This window comes from Pseudomonas sp. NPDC090201, assembly GCF_044746825.1.
Lineage (GTDB): Bacteria > Pseudomonadota > Gammaproteobacteria > Pseudomonadales > Pseudomonadaceae > Aquipseudomonas > Aquipseudomonas putida_AD.
In genome coordinates this window covers 110,372-128,186 of the sequence record NZ_JBIVCX010000001.1, presented here as the reverse complement: position 1 = coordinate 128,186, position 17,815 = coordinate 110,372, and the positions used below count along the sequence as shown (strand labels likewise).

The window sequence follows — 17,815 nt, the reverse complement described above, 5'->3', positions numbered from 1 at the left end:
GGGTCGCCGCCGCTCCTACGGATTCGTGTTGTAAGGGAATGGTCGATACACCGACACCCCCGTAGCAGTCCGGCTTGCCGGCGTGACGTTTTCAGGGGTGCCGCCGGGATCCGCCTACCGTTTGACCTTCTTCGGCGGCGAGGGCAATGGTGCGAACAAAGCTTCGATGTCTTCGTCCTGAAGTTTCCAGTCGCCGCTGACCCGGCCGTCGAGCACGCCTGCGGCCAGTGCCGATTTTTCCTTCTGCAGGTGCTGGATCTTCTCTTCCACCGTGCCCTTGGCGATCAGCTTGTACACGAACACCGGTTTCTCCTGGCCGATGCGGTACGCCCGGTCGGTCGCCTGGTTCTCCGCCGCCGGGTTCCACCAGGGGTCGTAGTGAATCACCGTGTCGGCAGCGGTCAGGTTCAACCCGGTGCCGCCGGCCTTGAGGCTGATGAGGAAGATCGAGCGCTTGCCGCTCTGGAAATCCTGCACCGGGGTGCGGCGGTCCTTGGTGCGGCCGGTCAGCAGGGCGTATTCGACGCCGCGCTGTTGCAGCTCCGCCTCGATCAGCTCCAGCATCGAGGTGAACTGCGAGAACAGCAGGATCTTGCGATTCTCCGCCAGCAACTCTTCGAGCATGTCCATCAGGCTTTGCAGCTTGGCCGAGCTTGAATGGCGGCTGTTCACCGGCACGCTGTTGACCAGACGCAAATCGCAACAGACCTGCCGCAGCTTGAGCAAGGCCTCCAGAATGATGATCTGGCTGCGCGCCACGCCCTTGCGGATGATCTCTTCGCGGACCTTCTTGTCCATCGCCAGACGCATGGTTTCGTACACGTCGCGCTGGGCGTCGTTGAGTTCGACCCAATGCACGATCTCGGTCTTGGGCGGCAGTTCAGTCGCGACCTGCTCCTTGGTGCGGCGCAGCAGGAAAGGCTTGATCCGCGCGTTCAGGTGCTCAAGGCGCGCTTCGTTGCCGGACTTCTCGATGGGCGTGCGGTAGTTGCTGTTGAACTGCTTGGCATCGCCCAGCCAACCCGGCATCAGGAAATGAAACAGCGACCACAGCTCGCCCAGGTGATTCTCCAGCGGCGTGCCTGACAGGCACAGGCGTTGCCGGGCGTTTAGCTGGCGCGCCGCTTGGGCGGCCTTGCTGTTGGGGTTTTTGATGTACTGGGCTTCATCGAGCACCAGCACATGCAGCAGCTGCTTGCTCAGAAGCTCTACATCACGCGGCAGCAGGGCATAGGTGGTGAGAATCAGGTCGTAGTCCTGCAGGCTCTCGTATTCCTGATGCCGGTTGGCGCCGTACAACGCCAGCACTTTGAGCTGCGGCGTGAAGTGTTTGGCCTCGTCCAGCCAGTTGGGGATCAGGCTGGTGGGCATCACCGCCAGCGCCGGTCGGTCGAGGCGCCCGGCCTGTTTTTCCACCAACAGATGCGCGAGGGTCTGCAGGGTCTTGCCTAGGCCCATGTCGTCGGCCAGCACGCCGCCGACTTCCAGCTCACGCAGCGCCTGCATCCAGCTCAGACCTTCGAGTTGGTAGGGCCGCAGCGTGGCATTGAGGCCCTCCGGAATCTGGACCTTGGCGTCCTTGATATTGACCAGCCGCTCGGAGAACTGCCGCAGGCGGTCGCCGCCTTGCCACACCAGCGGCAGGTCGTCGAGTTGCTTGAGGCGCGTGGCGTCGGCGGTGTTCAGGCGGATGGCGTCGTTGCCTTCCTCGCGCCAATAGAAATCGCCAAGGGTCGCCAGCACGTTTTTCAGCCGGCCGTAGGGAAGGGCGACCTGGATCGGGCCGCCACCGCGCTGGGTGAAGTGATTCAGTTGCACCAGCAGTTGTTCGTCATCGCGACGCTTGGCGATGCCGCTGGCCGTCATCAATTCGGGGTGAGTGCGCAGCAGGTTGATCAGGATCGGCAGCAGGCTCAGGCGCTCGCCGTTGACGATGATTCCCAGTTCCAGGTCGAACCAGTCGTGCTCGGGTTCTTCATCGACCACCGCGTACCAGTCGTCGACCGGCGTCACGTCAAAGCCGAACTCTTCGTTCATCTCCACGTGCCAGCCATCGGCGCGCAAGGTCGGCAGCTCATCGAGCATGAAACTCAACCAGGCCTTGTCCGTGGGCAGCTCGAACATTTCCCCGGCGCTGTCGGGCAACGCCTTGCTCTGGCGCGTGGCGATGCGAAAACCGATCTCCTGCAACTGCTTGCGGTACTGGTTTTCGCGGTCCAGATGGCGGCGCAGGCGCAGGGTTTCCTCGGGCAGGTGGCGCACGATATCGCTGGAGCGGCCCGGGGCTGGCACGCCCGAGGTGTAGAACTCCTCGTAGCGGAAGGCCAGGGCGGCGCGGTGCTGGATATGCCGCTGCATCTTGCCGTTGCGCGGCTCGTAGGCGCTGAACTCGAAACTGGCGAGGATCAGCCGTGGTACGGGCTGGATGTCGTCGATGATGCGTTCCGGCAGCGCGGGCTTTTCCTCGGCCTTGGGCGCACGCGATGCGCTGTCGCGCTCGACGGCGGCGAGGATGCCGGATTTGTTCTCCGGGTCCTGCAGGAAGAACAGCGCCGCCGCACAGTGCTTGCAGTTATTCCTGACAGGGCAGGTGCACTTGCCGATGACGAAATTGCGCGTGCGCTCGGGGTCCTTGAATTGCAGGGTCTGGGTGTAGATCTCAAGGCTCGAGCCGCGGCACACGGTGCGCACCAGGTCGGCGCTCAGGTGCTGCAGCGCCACGCGTTTCTGCCGGGCATAGTCATGCCCGCGTTCCACGCTCTGAGCCTTGAATAGCGGTTCCCATGGCAGGGCCAGGGCTTTTTCCAATAGGGATGACACGTCTTGCCCTACGTCAACGCGGTGCTTGAAGAGGAGAAACCTTGATCAGCATGGCCAGGCTCCCGTTGTCCAGGTAGGTCAATTCGCCGTTCCTGACCCGGGTCGCCTGGCGCATGCGTTCGCTGGTCACCAGCACGCCATGATCGTCCAGCTGATTGACCCAGAAGTTGGCGTCGATATCCGTAAAGCGCGCCAGGCCCAGGCTCACCGTACCCTCGATGGGGAAGTGGCCGAACTGCTCGGTGCCGCTGCTGATCGCCACCTTGCTCGGGGTGGCGCTCAGTTGTTGTTGCCAGGCGCGGTGCAGCAGCACCTTGTAGCCTTCGCTGGCTTTCAATTTGTCGACCAGCGCGTCCAGTGCGGTGGTGGTCTGGTTATCGGCTCCCAGCTTCTGCGCGCCGGCGGCCCAGTCTTCGGGGGCCGCCTGATTGGTCGCGGCAGGCTCGCCGCTCTGGCGGAACAGGATCAGTTCGACCTGGTAGGCGCCATCGGCGAATGCCGCAGGGGCGATCAGCACCAGCAGCAGGGTGAACGTGTGAAGCAGACGCATGTACTTTCCTTAAGCCGATTTTTTAGGGGGCAGCGGGGTCAGCCGCTCGAACAGCGCTTCGAGCGTGTTGAAGCGCTCCTCGGGACGCTCCATCGGCACCATGAACTTGAACAGCGTGGCACCTTCGAACTTGTAGCGTTTGGGTTGCCCCTGAATCAGCTTGATCAACGTCAACGGGTCTACTGGAGTATCGGCGGCGAATTCGATTCGTCCACCTTGCGGGCCCGCATCGACCTTCTTGATGCCCAGTTGCTCGGCCTTGAGCTTGAGCGCGGTCATGCGCACCAGGTTCTTGGTCGGCTCCGGCAGCAGGCCGAAGCGGTCGATCATTTCCACTTGCAGGTCCTTGAGGCCTTCCTCGTCGGCGGCGTTGGCGATGCGTTTGTAGAGGATCAGCCGCGCGTGGACATCCGGCAGGTAGTCCTCGGGAATCAGCCCCGGCACCCGCAGGTTGATTTCCGGGCCACCGCCCAGCGGCTGCTCCAGGTTCGGCTGCTCGCCCTTGCGGATCGACTTCACCGCGCGCTCGAGCATTTCCATGTAGAGGGTGAAACCCACAGCCTGGATCTGCCCGCTCTGGCCTTCGCCCAGCAATTCGCCCGCGCCACGGATTTCCAGGTCGTTGGTGGCCAGCACGAAGCCCGCGCCCAGGTCCTGGGTATTGGCAATCGCCTCCAGGCGCTTTTCGGCATCCGGGGTGATCTGTTTGCGCGGCGGCGTCAGCAGGTAGGCATAGGCCTGGTGGTGACTGCGCCCGACCCGGCCGCGCAACTGGTGCAGCTGGGCCAGGCCGAACTTGTCGGCACGCTCGATGATGATGGTGTTGGCGCTCGGCACGTCGATGCCGGTCTCGATGATGGTCGAGGCGATCAGCACGTTGAAGCGCTTGTGGTAGAAGTCGCTCATGACCTGTTCCAGGTCACGCTCGTGCATCTGCCCGTGACCGATACCGATCCGCGCTTCGGGCACCAGTTCGGCGAGGTCGGCGGCGCATTTCTCGATGCTCTTCACATCGTTGTGCAGGTAGTACACCTGCCCGCCGCGCAACAGCTCGCGCAGCAGCGCCTCTTTCACCGTGGGCTTGTTCTGCTCCATGACGAAGGTGCGCACCGACAGGCGCCGGGCAGGCGGGGTGGCGATGATCGACAGGTCGCGCATGCCGGCCACGGCCATGTTCAGGGTGCGCGGAATCGGCGTGGCGGTCAGGGTCAGGATATCGACCTCGCTGCGCAGCGCCTTGAGCTGTTCCTTCTGACGCACACCGAAGCGGTGCTCTTCGTCGATGATGACCAGCCCCAGGTTCTTGACCTTGACGTCGTCCTGCAACAGCTTGTGGGTGCCGATGACGATGTCGATCTTGCCCTCGGCCAGGTCTGCCACGGCGGCGTTGATTTCCTTGGCCGATTTGAAGCGGCTCATCACCTCGACGCGCACTGGCCAGTCGGCGAAGCGGTCGCGGAAACTGTTGTAGTGCTGCTGGGCGAGCAGGGTGGTCGGCACCAGGATCGCGACCTGCTTGCCGCCATGCACGGCGATGAAGGCCGCACGCATCGCCACTTCGGTCTTGCCGAAGCCGACGTCGCCGCACACCAGGCGGTCCATCGGCTTGGGCGCGAGCATGTCGGCGCGCACCGCTTCGATGGTGGTCTGCTGGTCCGGGGTTTCTTCGAACGGGAAACCGGCGCTGAACGTTTCGTAGTCAAGCTTGGGATCGGCAAACGCATAGCCTTCGCGGGCGGCGCGGCGGGCGTAGATGTCCAGCAGTTCGGCGGCGACGTCGCGCACCTGCTCGGCGGCCTTGCGCTTGGCTTTCTGCCAGGCCTCGGAGCCCAGGCGATGCAGCGGCGCCAGTTCGTCATCGCTGCCGGTATAACGCGCGATCAGGTGCAGGTTGGCCACCGGCACGTACAGCTTGGCCTCTTCGGCGTAAGCGAGCATGAGGAATTCGGCGACCTGGTTTTCCACCTCCAGCGTCGCCAGGCCCAGGTAGCGGCCCACGCCGTGGTCGATGTGCACCACTGGCGCGCCTTCGCGCAGCTCGGCCAGGTTCTTGATGACCGCATCGCTTGAATGGCCGTCGGCGCGTTTCTCGCGGCGCCGACGCTGCATGACGCGCTGCCCGAACAGCGGGCTTTCGGCGATGAGGGCCAGCGCCGGCTGATCCAGCACCAGGCCTTCGTCCAGCGGCGCGATGGTGATCGCCAGGCGCTCTTTGCTGTCGACGAATTCCTGCCAGCTGTCGAGGGTTTTCGGGCGCAGCTTCAGGCGTTCGAGCAACTCCAGCAGCACTTCGCGACGCCCGGCCGATTCTGCGGTGAACAGCACGCGGCCGGGGAATTCGTCGAGGAAATTCGAAAGCGCCGCCAGCGGCTGGCTGGCCTTGGCCTCGATGGCCAGGTCCGGCAACGCACGGCCCGGGAAGCGCTCGCGGCCCACGCCGGTGTCGACGTCGTCCTGGCTTGCAACGATCCGCGGCCAGCTCTTGAGACGCGCGAAGCAGTCCTCGACCGGCAGGAACAGTTCGGCGGGCGGCAGCAGCGGGCGGTCGGGGTCGACGCGGCGTTCTTCGTAACGGTTGCGCACATCCTTCCAGAAGGTTTCTGCCGCCTGCTCGATGCCCGGCAGCGAGAACACCTGGGTGTCCTGGGGCAGGTAGTCGAACAGGGTCGAGGTTTCTTCGAAGAACAGCGGAATGTAGTACTCGATCCCTGCCGGGGTGATGCCGCTGTTCAAGTCCTGGAAGATCGGGCTGCGGCGGAAATCGACATCGAAGCGCTCGCGAAAGCGCGCCTTGAAACGGGTGACCGCTTCTTTCTGCAGCGGGAATTCCTTGGCCGGCAGCAGGCGCACCGAATCGACCTTGTCGATGGAACGCTGGGTTTCCGGCTCGAAGGTGCGCAGGGTTTCGATTTCGTCGTCGAACAGGTCGATCCGGTAGGGCAGTTTGCTGCCCATCGGAAAGAGGTCGATCAGCGCGCCGCGCACGGTGAATTCGCCGTGCTCGTACACCGTATCGACGTAGCGATAGCCGCTGGCTTCGAGCCGCGTGCGCATCAGCTCCACGTCCAGCTTCTGGCCGACGTCCAGCACCAGGCTGCTGCCGAGCAGGAATTTGGTCGGCGCCAGGCGGTGCAGGGCGGTGGTGATCGGCACCACCAGCACGCCGTGATCCAGCTCCGGCAGCCGGTATAGGCTGGCGATGCGCTGGGAGATGATGTCCTGGTGGGGCGAGAACAGATCGTAGGGCAGGGTTTCCCAGTCGGGGAAATGCAGCACCGGCAGATCGGGGGCGAAGAACTTCAGTTCCTGCTCCAGCCGCTCGGCGCTCTGGCTGTCGGCGGTCAAAAGCAGGGTGAAGCGTTTCGCGGCGCTGGCGGCCTCGGCAATGGCAAGGCTTTGAGCGGCACCGGGCAGGTTGCCCCAATGTTGTTTGCCAGTGGCGGCAGGAAGATTCGGCAGGCGCAGGACGGGCACGTTAGATAGAGCTCCAGGCGTTGCGGCAAAGCCTGTGATTGTAACTAAATCGGGAAACCGCTGTCAGTTTTGTGCTCGCCTTTATAGGTGCCAAATTATGTAGTGCCCGGCAACATGAAAACTCCGGATTGCTCATAAACAAAGGCTTGGGCATAATGTAGTCCCTTTTTTCAGCCCCTACATGTGGAAGGTTCCCGTGACTCAGAAGCCCGACCAGTGTCTTGGTGAATGGATCGATCGTGAAGCGCTCGCCGAAGCGATGATCCCTCTTATCGGTCAGCTCTACCGCAACAACAATGTGGTGAGTTCGATCTATGGCCGCACTCTGATCAACCGTTCAGTCATCGCAATTCTCAAGGCACACCGCTTTGCGCGTCATCGTCAGGCCGACGCGACCGAATTGTCCGTGCACGAGACTTTCCCGCTCATCAAAGCGATGAGCGAGCTCAAACTGGGTGCCGCTTCGGTGGACCTGGGAAAGCTGGCCGTCAAATACAAGGCCGAGGCCAACGGCCGCACCGCCGAGCAGTTCGTACGTGAAGAAATGGCCGAGATCGTGGGCCAGCAGAATTCCGGCGCGCGCAAGGGCACTGACGTCGTGCTGTACGGTTTCGGCCGTATCGGTCGTCTGCTGGCACGCATCCTGATCGAGAAGACCGGTGGTGGCGACGGCCTGCGCCTGCGCGCCATCGTCGTGCGCAAGGGCGCCGAGAACGACCTGCTCAAGCGCGCCAGCCTGCTGCGTCGTGACTCGGTGCACGGTCCGTTCGACGGCACCATCACCATCGACGAAGCCAACAGCACCATCACTGCCAACGGCAACCTGATCCAGGTGATCTACGCCAAGAACCCTACCGAGGTGGACTACACCCAGTACGGTATCAAGGATGCGCTGCTGGTCGACAACACCGGCGTATGGCGTGATGCCGATGGCCTGGGCCAGCACCTGCAGTGCCCGGGTATCGACCGCGTCGTGCTGACCGCGCCTGGCAAGGGCAAGCTGAAGAACATCGTTCACGGCATCAACCACCAGCAGATCACCGCTGACGACAAGATCATTTCCGCAGCCTCCTGCACCACCAACGCCATCGTGCCGGTGCTCAAGGCGGTCAACGACAAGTTCGGCATCGTCAACGGTCACGTTGAAACGGTTCACTCGTACACCAACGACCAGAACCTGATCGACAACTTCCACAAGGGCGACCGCCGTGGCCGTAGTGCCGCGCTGAACATGGTCATCACCGAAACCGGCGCCGCCACTGCCGCTGCCAAGGCTCTGCCTGAGCTGGCGGGCAAGCTGACCGGCAACGCGATCCGTGTACCGACGCCGAACGTGTCGATGGCGATCCTGAACCTGAACCTGGGTACTGCTACCTCTCGCGAAGAAATCAACGAATACCTGCGCGAAACCGCGCTGTACTCGGACCTGCATAAGCAGATCGACTTCGTGAACTCCCAGGAAGTGGTCTCCACCGACTTCGTAGGCTCGCGCCACGCCGGTGTGGTCGACGCCGAAGCGACCATCTGCATGGATAACCGCGTTGTACTGTACGTCTGGTACGACAACGAATTCGGTTACAGCTGCCAGGTAGTGCGCGTGATGGAAGACATGGCCGGTGTAAACCCCCCTGCATTCCCGAAGTAACGCGAAAGCAGCTGCAAGCGGCAAGTTTTAAGCTGCAAGCTGAAGCAAAAGCGCCCCGACATGTTCGGGGCGTTTTTGTTCGTGTCTGATTTTCAAGGGAGCGCCAGCGCGCACCAGTCCCGTAGGAGCGCGCTTGCCCGCGACTGCGATCTGTCTGCATCTCCATCTGCACCTGACTCACCGCCATCGCGGGCAAGCGCGCTCCTACGGATCTGTGGTGTGAGGTGGTGGTGGGTACATCCCCAACCCCGTAGCAGCACGGCTTGCCGGCGGGGCGATTTCAAGGGCGCCCGCGCCACCCCGGCTGCCCTCGGGCCCTGTAGGAGCGCGCTTGCCCGCGACGGCGATCTGTCTGCACCTCCATCTGCAACTGACCCACCGCCATCGCGGGCAAGCGCGCTCCTACGGATTTGCGTCGTGAGGTGGCGGTGGGTACAACCCCAATCCCGTAGCAGCACGGCTTGCCGGCGGGGCGTCCTCGAAATCGCCCCCGCCTCCTCGGTTGCCCTCGGGCCTGTAGGAGCGCGCTTGCCCGCGACGGCGATCTGTCTGCAGCTCCATCTGCAACTGACCCACCGCTTTCGCGGGCAAGCGCGCTCCTACAGGCCCGAGAGCAGCCGGGGTGGTGGGTACATCCCCAACCCTGTAGCAGTCCGGCTTGCCGGCGTCAGCGATTTTGAAGGCGCCTCGCCGGCAAGCCGGACTGCTACGGGACGGTGTAAAACAGGCACATACAAAAACGCCCCGAACATGTCGGGGCGTTTGCGTTGTTGCGTACAGCTGTCAGCCCGCGACGGCTTCCATGCGCGCCTGGCCGCCCTTGCGGAACAGCACCAAGGTGGCGATCAGGCCCAGGACGGCGGCGCCGCTCAGCCAGATGCCGGGGGCTGCCTTGTTGTCCAGCACGTGGATCAGGTAGGTACAGGCCGCCGGGGTGAAGCCGCCGAAGGTGGCGGTGGCCAGGCTGTAGGCCAGGGAGAAGCCAGTGGTGCGTACTTCGACCGGCATGATCTCGGTCAGCGAAACCACCATCGCACCGTTGTACGAACCGTACAGGAACGACAGCCACAGCTCGACCATCAGCAGGTTGGCGAAGCTCGGGTTGGCGGTCAGCCAGGACAGGGCAGGGTAGGCCGTGACGATGGCCAGGATGGTCGCGGCCAGCAGCAGCGGTTTACGACCGATCTTGTCCGACACCGCGCCCATCACCGGCAGCCAGATGAAGTTCGAGATACCCACGCACACGGTCACCAGCAGGCTGTCCAGATCGGACAGGTGCAGCTCGTTCTTGCCGAAGGTCGGGGTGTAGGCGGTGATCAGGTAGAACGACACGGTGGTCATGACCACCAGCGCCATGCCGGCGATGACCACGCCGAAGTTGGAGCCGATGGACTTCATCACCTCGCCCATGGTCGGACGGTGTTTGCGTGCACGGGCTTCGAACTCAGGGGTTTCTTCCAGCGAGCGACGGATGATGAAGATCGCCGGAACGATCATGCAACCCACCAGGAACGGCACGCGCCAGCCCCACTGGCCCATGTCTTCAGGCGTCAGCCAATGGTTCAGGCCAACACCCAGGAGGCCTGCGAACACCACGGCGGCTTGCTGGCTAGCAGACTGCCAGCTCACGAAGAAGCCTTTGCGGCCCGGCGTCGAAATCTCGGCCAGGTACACCGACACACCACCCAGTTCCACACCGGCGGAGAAGCCTTGCAGCAGGCGGCCGATCAGCACCAGCAACGGCGCCGCGACGCCCAGGGTCGCGTAACCCGGTACGAAGGCGATCAGCAGGGTGCCCATGGCCATCAGGGCCAGGGTGATGATCAGGCCTTTCTTGCGGCCATGGTGGTCGATGTAGGCGCCGAGGAAAATCGCGCCCAGCGGACGCATCAGGAAGCCGGCACCGAAGGTGGCCAGCGAGAGCATCAGCGAGGCGAATTCGCTGTCGGCAGGGAAGAAAGCCTTGGCAATGGCGGTGGCGTAGAAGCCGTACACCATAAAGTCAAACATTTCAAGGAAGTTGCCGCTGACAACGCGAAATATCGCCTTGCCTTTGCCTGTGTTCGAGGCCATTTGGAAATACTCACTCAATGCGTCTAGCTAGGGGGATCCGTTGTATTTATGCGTCCTCTCATGCGGGGTCGGAGCTTGGCCTCCCACGCCGCATATTTGTAACGATATGTGTAAAAGTGGCGGATAGCAATCAGAAGACACTTATCATGCTGCGCCGTTCCGGGGTGGCATGGGCTTATTTGAGCAGCGCTTCACGCAGGTCGGCGGACAGGCCGTCCGGAGCCAGCCAGATCGCGAAATACACCTTGGCAAGCTCCGCATCGGCGCTGGCGAAGATCACTTTGCCATTGCGGGTCAGGTTCAAACCGTCGCTGCGGTTCCAGCTCAGGTCGTAGCGATCGCCATCCTTGATGTCCTGAAAGCTGTTGTGCAGGCGATCGAGTTCGGGCTTGAGGCGTTTCAGGGTTTGCGCAGGCTGCTGTTTTTCAAGCGCAACGTTGGCGGCCTTGATGACGTCCTCGCGGTCGATGTCGCGAAAGTAATACAGCTCAAGCTTTTGCGGCGTCTGCGAAAAGGCGGCCTGCCGGGCAGAAACCGAGGGTTCGGCATAGAAAGCCGCGGCGTACACGTCCGTCCACAAGTACGTGAGGATTGCCTGATTCTTGCGCTCGAGCACCGGAGACTGTCCCTCGAGCCGGGCCGGAAAGTCGGCCTTTTTCAGCAGGTCCGCGTGAGAGGCCAGGGCGAGAGGGCTGGCGATGAGGCCCAGCACGAGTATCCAGTGAGTCAGGCGATGGCGCATGGTTAGGGCCTTGTGTGCGGTCGAGTGTGTAAGGGTATGTCAGATTGGCCGCCGCCGGGCGTCAGCGCAAAAATCCCCACAAAGCGTACGCAAACCCACAAAATCTCAGCTTTTATTGGGATTCCCACCGCGTAGGGATTTATCATCCGCACACTTTGGCGTCTGAACGGCTGTTGAGGCCGATCAAATGCCACGTCACGCAGCCAGAATTGGCATGTGACACGACCAAGGGTTAATGTTCCCCGCGACGCGAGACGTTTAGACTGCGCCGCGAGTTTCGATTCTTCATGCCGCCAGCCGCGGCATGATCCAGCCGGAGACGCCAGAGTGGCGTCTCGGCCTGTTCTGAGGAGTACGCATGGCTGTCTACAACTACGACGTAGTGGTGCTGGGTTCCGGCCCGGCTGGGGAAGGCGCGGCAATGAACGCCGCCAAGGCTGGGCGCAAGGTGGCGATGGTCGACAGCCGTCGCCAGGTCGGCGGCAACTGCACCCACCTGGGCACGATCCCGTCCAAGGCACTGCGTCACTCGGTCAAGCAGATCATCCAGTTCAACACCAACCCGATGTTCCGGGCCATTGGCGAACCGCGCTGGTTCTCCTTCCCGGACGTGCTGAAAAGCGCCGAAAAGGTCATCAACAAGCAGGTTGCATCGCGCACCGGTTATTACGCACGCAACCGTGTCGACGTGTTCTTCGGCACCGGCAGCTTTGCTGACGAACGCAGCGTCGATGTGGTCTGCAACACCGGCGTGGTAGAAAAACTGGTCGCCAACCAGATCATCATCGCCACCGGTTCGCGCCCTTATCGTCCGGCCGATATCGATTTTTCCCACAAGCGTATCTACGACAGCGACACCATCCTCAGCCTGAACCACACCCCGCGCAAGCTGATTATCTACGGAGCAGGCGTGATCGGCTGCGAATATGCGTCGATCTTCAGCGGTCTGGGGGTGGACGTCGAATTGATCGACAACCGCGACCAGTTGCTGAGCTTCCTCGACGCGGAAATTTCCCAGGGCCTGAGCTACCACTTCAGCAACAACAACGTGATGGTTCGCCACAACGAAGAATACGAGCGGGTCGAAGGGCTGGAAAACGGCGTGATCCTGCACCTTAAATCCGGCAAGAAGGTCAAGGCCGACGCCTTGCTGTGGTGTAACGGCCGGACCGGCAACACTGACAAGCTGGGTCTGGAAAACGTCGGCATCAAGGCCAACGGCCGTGGCCAGATCGAGGTCGACGAGGAATACCGCACCAGCAAGCCGAACATCTATGGCGCCGGCGACGTGATCGGCTGGCCGAGCCTGGCCAGTGCGGCCTACGACCAGGGCCGTTCGGCCTCGGGCAAGGCGGTGGACAACGGCACCTGGCGGTTCGTCAACGACGTGCCGACCGGCATCTACACCATTCCGGAAATCAGCTCGATCGGGCAGAACGAACACGATCTGACCCAGGCAAAAATCCCGTACGAAGTGGGCAAGGCGTTCTTCAAGAGCATGGCTCGCGCGCAGATCTCCAACGAGCCGGTGGGCATGTTGAAGATCCTGTTCCACCGCGAAACCCTCGAAATCCTGGGCGTGCATTGCTTCGGCGACCAGGCGTCGGAGATCGTGCACATCGGCCAGGCGATCATGAACCAGCCGGGTGAGGCGAACTCGATCAAGTACTTCGTCAACACCACCTTCAACTACCCGACCATGGCCGAAGCCTATCGGGTAGCGGCGTACGACGGCCTCAACCGGCTTTTTTGAGCGGCTCCGGCCGGTGGCCTGAGCCGGCCGGGGAGACCGATTTCAGTAATTCCCGAGGGTGGCGCTGGCCAAACCGGGAAAGTCTGTAATCAGGCTGTCAACGCCGAAGTCGGCGAGTCTGCGCATCAGCGCAGGCTCGTTGACTGTCCACACCGACACATGCAGGCCCTGATTCTGGGCTCGCTTCAGGCGCTCGGGCGTGCACAGCGTCCAGTTCAGCGCAAGAATCTCACAGCCGTAGCTCTGCGCGACCTTCAGCGGATCCAGCCAGGCATACTCCGCCACCAGTCCTCGCGACACATCCGGTGTCAATTCCAGTGCAGCCCCCAGCACTTCCCTCGAACTCGAGGTGATGGTGATCTTGTCCAGCAAGCCATGACGCTGGGCCATTTCGCGAATCGCCAGCACCGTGGTCGCCGAGCGGGTGCGTGACGCGCTTTTAACCTCCAGTTGCCAATGATCGAAATCGCACTGCTCGAACAGTTCTTCCAGGCGCGGAATCGGGCATGGCTGCACCCAGCCAGGGCCACCCTTGCGGGCGTCGTAGGTCACAAGGTCGGCGGCGTCATGCTCGACCACCTTGCCGCGCCGGTCGGTGGTGCGTTTGAGGGTCGGGTCGTGGATGACCATCAGTTCGCCGTCGCGGGACAGGTGCAGGTCCAGTTCGCAACGCTTGACCCCATGCTTGAGGCATTCCTTGAAGCTGGTCAGGGTGTTTTCCGGTGCTTCGCCCTTGGCGCCGCGGTGGCCGTAGATTAGGGTCACAAATGCTCCTTCGATAACGCGCCTTAAGGCTGAAAATCAGGTGGGATCGGGATTGCTCTGCTCTCGGGCAAGCCTGCGCTGGGCGGCTTGTCGTTGCAGGATGTGTCTGGCCAGCAACTGGCGCTGGGCGTCGGAGAGGTCGACCCATTCGGTGCCCACCTCGAAGTCGCCGATCTTCAGCGAATGGCACTGGGTCACCCGGGCGCGCAGCATCATGCCGGAGGCCTGTGGCATCAGCACCATCTTGACCGACAGCAGGGTGTCGACCGGGAAGGGGCGGTGGGATTCGAACTGCAGCCCGCCCTCGGACATGATGACCTTTTGCGGCGCGCCCAGCTTGCCCAGCACGGTCTGCGCGACCACCTGGCCGAGCAGGTCGATGCGCTTGCTCATGGCCCGCAGGAAGCTGTTGGTGGTGCGGTCACGGTCATCGAGCTGGCGCAGCAGATGCTGGGATTCGAACTCGGCCACGTGCAGTTCGCTCAGCAGATCGAACAGCGTGGAGCTGTCGTTGTGCGCGTGTTCGTCCAGGGTACCGGAGGCTGGAATGCGTTGAATTTCCAGTGCGACGCTGTCCTCGATACGGTAGTATTCGCGGCGTTCTTCTTCATCTAGTGTCGGCATGGCGAACCCATGGTAGCGGCGGTTGTCAGAGTGATTGCGCTTGAATCGCGGCTCATTGATTCGAGTGTAAAGCCGCAGGCCCAGGCCCGCCACAAGGACGTTCCCATTCCTTTGAACAAGCCCTTACATGTTCAGACCTCTTTTTGTTTTCATCGGCACGCGTTACACCCGTGCAAAACGCCGTAACCATTTTGTCTCCTTCATTTCCCTGACGTCGATGATCGGGCTCGCCCTGGGCGTCGTGGTGATGATAGTCGTGTTATCGGTCATGAACGGCTTCGATCACGAGATGCGTACCCGGGTTCTCGGCATGGTTCCACACGCGACCATCGAATCCGGCGAGCCGATCAACGACTGGCAGAACCTCGCTGCGCGGGTCAAACAGAACCCGCAGGTCGAGGCCGTCGCGCCGTTCACCCAGATGCAGGGCCTGCTGACCAACAATGGCAACGTGCAGAAGATCCTGCTCAATGCCATCGACCCGGTTCAGGAACGCAAAGTTTCGATTATCGACGGCTTCATGAAACAGGGTCATCTTGACGATCTGGTGTCAGGCGGCTTCGGTGTGGTCATCGGCGACAAGGCTGCGGCCAAGCTCGGCGTGGGCATCGGCGACAAGGTGACGTTCGTGTCGCCCGAAGTCACGGTCACGCCTGCCGGGATGTTCCCGCGCATGAAGCGCTTCACCGTGGTCGGTATCTTCCACGTCGGCGCCGGGGAGCTGGACGGCTATCTGGGGGTGACCAACCTTCAGGACCTGGCGCGCCTGCATCGCTGGAAGCCCGATCAGGTGCAGGGCCTGCGCCTGAAGTTCACCGACCTGTTCAAGGCGCCGCGCACGGCCTACGAAATTGCCCAGAACCTGGGCGACCACCAGTACTACTCCCGTGACTGGACCCGCACCCACGGCAACCTGTACCAGGCCATCGGCATGGAGAAATCCATCATCGGCCTGCTGCTGTTGCTGATCGTGGCGGTGGCGGCGTTCAACATCATTTCGACCCTGGTGATGGTGGTCAACGACAAGCGCGGCGACATCGCGATCCTGCGCACCCTGGGTGCGACGCCGGGCCAGATCATGCGCATTTTCATGGTCCAGGGCACGGTGATCGGCGTGGTCGGCACGCTGGTCGGCGCTGGTGTCGGCATTCTTGCGGCGCTGAACGTCAGTTCCGCGATATCGGCGCTCGAAGGCCTGATCGGCCACAAGTTTCTCAACGCGGATGTCTATTTCATCGACTATCTGCCCTCGCAATTGATGACCGAAGACGTGCTGCTGGTGTGCGGCGCGGCGCTGGTCCTGAGTTTCCTCGCCACCCTGTATCCAGCCTGGCGTGCGGCGCGCACCCAGCCGGCAGAGGCGTTACGTTATGAGTGAGTCGGGCATGAGTGATAAAGCTGTTCTGAGTTGCCGCAACCTGGGCAAGTCCTACGAGGAAGGCCCTGAATCGGTAGTGGTGCTGTCCGGTCTGCAACTGGAACTGCATCCGGGCGAGCGCGTGGCGATCGTCGGCAGTTCGGGTTCGGGCAAGAGTACCTTGCTCAACCTGCTCGGCGGCCTGGACACACCCACCGAGGGCAGCGTCTGGCTGGCCGGTGAGGAGTTGTCGGCGCTGAATGAAAAGGCCCGGGGCCTGCTGCGTAACCGGGCGCTAGGTTTCGTCTACCAGTTCCACCACCTGCTGCCCGAGTTCACGGCGCTGGAAAACGTCTGCATGCCGCTGCTGATCGGCAAGACCTCGATCCCCGAAGCCCGCCAGCGCGCCACGGCGCTGCTGGAGCGTGTAGGGCTTGCGCACCGTCTGGCGCACAAGCCTTCGGAGCTGTCCGGTGGTGAACGCCAGCGTGTAGCGATTGCCCGCGCGCTGGTCAACCAGCCGGGCCTGGTGATGCTCGACGAGCCGACCGGCAACCTCGACTCCCACACCGCCCAAGGCATCCAGGACCTGATGCTGGAACTCAGCACCTCGTCGCGCACCGCGTTCCTGGTGGTGACCCACGACATGAATCTGGCGCGCCAGATGGACCGCGTCTGGCGTCTGGAAGAAGGCCGTCTGGTCGAGGCGTGATGTTTTCAGCCCCTTCGGGGGCTTCATTTTCAGCTACGGTGCTTCACCCATGTTCAGACCGTTATCCATCTTTATCGGCGCGCGCTACACCCGGGCCAAGCGGCGCAACCACTTCATCTCGTTCATTTCGATGACCTCGATGATCGGCCTTGCGCTGGGCGTCCTGGCCATGATCGTGGTGCTGTCCGTGATGAACGGTTTCCAGAAGGAAATGAGTTCACGCATCCTGGGCATGGTGCCCCACGCGGTGATCGATGGCGTCAAGCCGCTCGACGACTGGAAACCGGCCGCCGACGCCGCGTTGAAGAACCCGCAGGTCACCGCCGCCGTGCCATTCACGCAAATGGACGGCATGCTTTCCTACAAGGGTTCGATGCAGCCTATCGAGATCAATGGCGTAGACCCTGCGCTGGAATCCCAGGTGTCCATCGTCACCCAGCACATCGTTCAGGGCCGCCTGCAGGATTTGAAAGCAGGCGAGTACGGCGTGGTGATCGGTGAAATCACCGCGCGGCGCTTTCGCTTGAACGTTGGCGACAAGATCACCCTGATCGTGCCGGAAATCAGCAGCGATCCGGGTGGCATCACCCCTCGTCTGCAACGCCTGACGGTGGTTGGGGTATTCAAGGTCGGGGCCGAGCTGGACGGCTCCATGGCCCTGGTCAACGTGGCCGACGCCGCCACCATCAAGCGCTGGCAGCCCAACCAGGTGCAGGGCGTGCGCCTGGCCCTGACCGACCTGTACGCCGCGCCGCAAGTCTCGGCTGCTATCGCTGGCAACCTGGGCGCGGGCTACAAGGCCGATGACTGGACCCACACCCAAGGCAGCCTGTTCAGCGCCATGAAAATGGAAAAGACCATGATCGGCCTGCTGTTGCTGATGATCGTCGCGGTGGCGGCCTTCAACATCATCGCCACGCTGATCATGGTGGTGAACGACAAGGGCGCCGATATCGCGATCCTGCGCACCATTGGCGCTACGCCGCGGCAGATCATGGCCATCTTCATGGTGCAGGGCACCGTGATTGGCGTGGTAGGCACGCTGATCGGCGGCGTGCTGGGTGTGATTGCGGCGATCAACGTCAGCCAGTTGGTGGGTTGGGTCGAGCGCGTCACCGGACAGCACATCTTCACCTCGGACGTGTACTTCATCAGCAACCTGCCATCGCAACTGGAAGGCAGTGATGTGGTGATGATCTGCGCTGCGGGGCTGATTCTCAGCTTCCTGGCGACCATCTACCCGGCCTACCGCGCATCCCAAATCCAGCCGGCCCACGCGCTGCGCTACGAGTAAGCCTGC

At 62.4% G+C, this 17,815-nt stretch carries 12 protein-coding genes; 5 read left to right on the top strand and 7 right to left on the bottom strand.

The features are described from left to right. Positions 1-114: 114 nt before the first annotated feature. The 3 genes from ACIPOO_RS00510 to mfd are packed head-to-tail and all read right to left on the bottom strand — an operon-like array spanning position 115 to position 6,844. Complete coding sequence (locus ACIPOO_RS00510) at positions 115-2,820, bottom strand: DEAD/DEAH box helicase (protein ID WP_400603630.1); 2,706 nt, start codon at positions 2,818-2,820, stop codon at positions 115-117. 13 nt (positions 2,821-2,833) lie between these two features. Next, positions 2,834-3,370 (bottom strand): CsiV family protein, encoded by a 537-nt coding sequence (locus tag ACIPOO_RS00505; RefSeq protein ID WP_274131904.1) that lies wholly within the window; start codon positions 3,368-3,370, stop codon positions 2,834-2,836. Between the two features lie 9 nt (positions 3,371-3,379). Beyond that, a complete protein-coding gene (mfd, locus tag ACIPOO_RS00500; protein WP_400603628.1) occupies positions 3,380-6,844 on the bottom strand; it encodes a transcription-repair coupling factor in 3,465 nt (1,154 codons plus the stop codon). A 181-nt stretch (positions 6,845-7,025) separates the two neighbouring features. Here mfd and ACIPOO_RS00495 point away from each other — a divergent pair, with 181 nt between their 5' ends. Then, positions 7,026-8,489: a glyceraldehyde-3-phosphate dehydrogenase gene (locus tag ACIPOO_RS00495; RefSeq protein ID WP_400603626.1), complete on the top strand. Its 1,464-nt coding sequence runs from the start codon at positions 7,026-7,028 to the stop codon at positions 8,487-8,489. A gap of 783 nt (positions 8,490-9,272) precedes the next feature. Here ACIPOO_RS00495 and ACIPOO_RS00490 read toward each other — a convergent pair. Both ACIPOO_RS00490 and ACIPOO_RS00485 read right to left on the bottom strand, forming a co-directional pair. Next, on the bottom strand, positions 9,273-10,562 hold the full coding sequence (locus tag ACIPOO_RS00490; protein ID WP_274131908.1) for an MFS transporter: 1,290 nt from the start codon (positions 10,560-10,562) through the stop codon (positions 9,273-9,275). A gap of 175 nt (positions 10,563-10,737) precedes the next feature. Beyond that, a complete protein-coding gene (locus ACIPOO_RS00485) occupies positions 10,738-11,292 on the bottom strand; it encodes a chalcone isomerase family protein (protein ID WP_400605138.1) in 555 nt (184 codons plus the stop codon). A 370-nt stretch (positions 11,293-11,662) separates the two neighbouring features. Between ACIPOO_RS00485 and sthA the strand changes: the two genes are divergently transcribed. Then, on the top strand, positions 11,663-13,057 hold the full coding sequence (sthA, locus tag ACIPOO_RS00480; RefSeq protein WP_274131912.1) for a Si-specific NAD(P)(+) transhydrogenase: 1,395 nt from the start codon (positions 11,663-11,665) through the stop codon (positions 13,055-13,057). Between the two features lie 42 nt (positions 13,058-13,099). Here the strand turns inward: sthA and ACIPOO_RS00475 are convergent, their stop codons facing one another. Both ACIPOO_RS00475 and ACIPOO_RS00470 read right to left on the bottom strand, forming a co-directional pair. Further along, complete coding sequence (locus ACIPOO_RS00475) at positions 13,100-13,822, bottom strand: glycerophosphodiester phosphodiesterase family protein (RefSeq protein WP_274131914.1); 723 nt, start codon at positions 13,820-13,822, stop codon at positions 13,100-13,102. A gap of 36 nt (positions 13,823-13,858) precedes the next feature. Then, positions 13,859-14,446, bottom strand: coding sequence for a PilZ domain-containing protein (locus tag ACIPOO_RS00470; RefSeq protein ID WP_274131916.1), 588 nt, complete (start codon positions 14,444-14,446; stop codon positions 13,859-13,861). 127 nt (positions 14,447-14,573) lie between these two features. Between ACIPOO_RS00470 and ACIPOO_RS00465 the strand changes: the two genes are divergently transcribed. The 3 genes from ACIPOO_RS00465 to ACIPOO_RS00455 are packed head-to-tail and all read left to right on the top strand — an operon-like array spanning position 14,574 to position 17,809. Beyond that, positions 14,574-15,824: a lipoprotein-releasing ABC transporter permease subunit gene (locus tag ACIPOO_RS00465; protein WP_274131917.1), complete on the top strand. Its 1,251-nt coding sequence runs from the start codon at positions 14,574-14,576 to the stop codon at positions 15,822-15,824. Positions 15,825-15,831: 7 nt separating this feature from the next. Continuing rightward, complete coding sequence (gene lolD / locus ACIPOO_RS00460; RefSeq protein WP_400603621.1) at positions 15,832-16,515, top strand: lipoprotein-releasing ABC transporter ATP-binding protein LolD; 684 nt, start codon at positions 15,832-15,834, stop codon at positions 16,513-16,515. Positions 16,516-16,564: 49 nt separating this feature from the next. After that, positions 16,565-17,809 carry a lipoprotein-releasing ABC transporter permease subunit gene (locus ACIPOO_RS00455; RefSeq protein ID WP_400603619.1) on the top strand — a complete coding sequence of 415 codons (1,245 nt, stop codon included), beginning with the start codon at positions 16,565-16,567 and terminating at the stop codon, positions 17,807-17,809. Positions 17,810-17,815 lie beyond the last annotated feature (6 nt).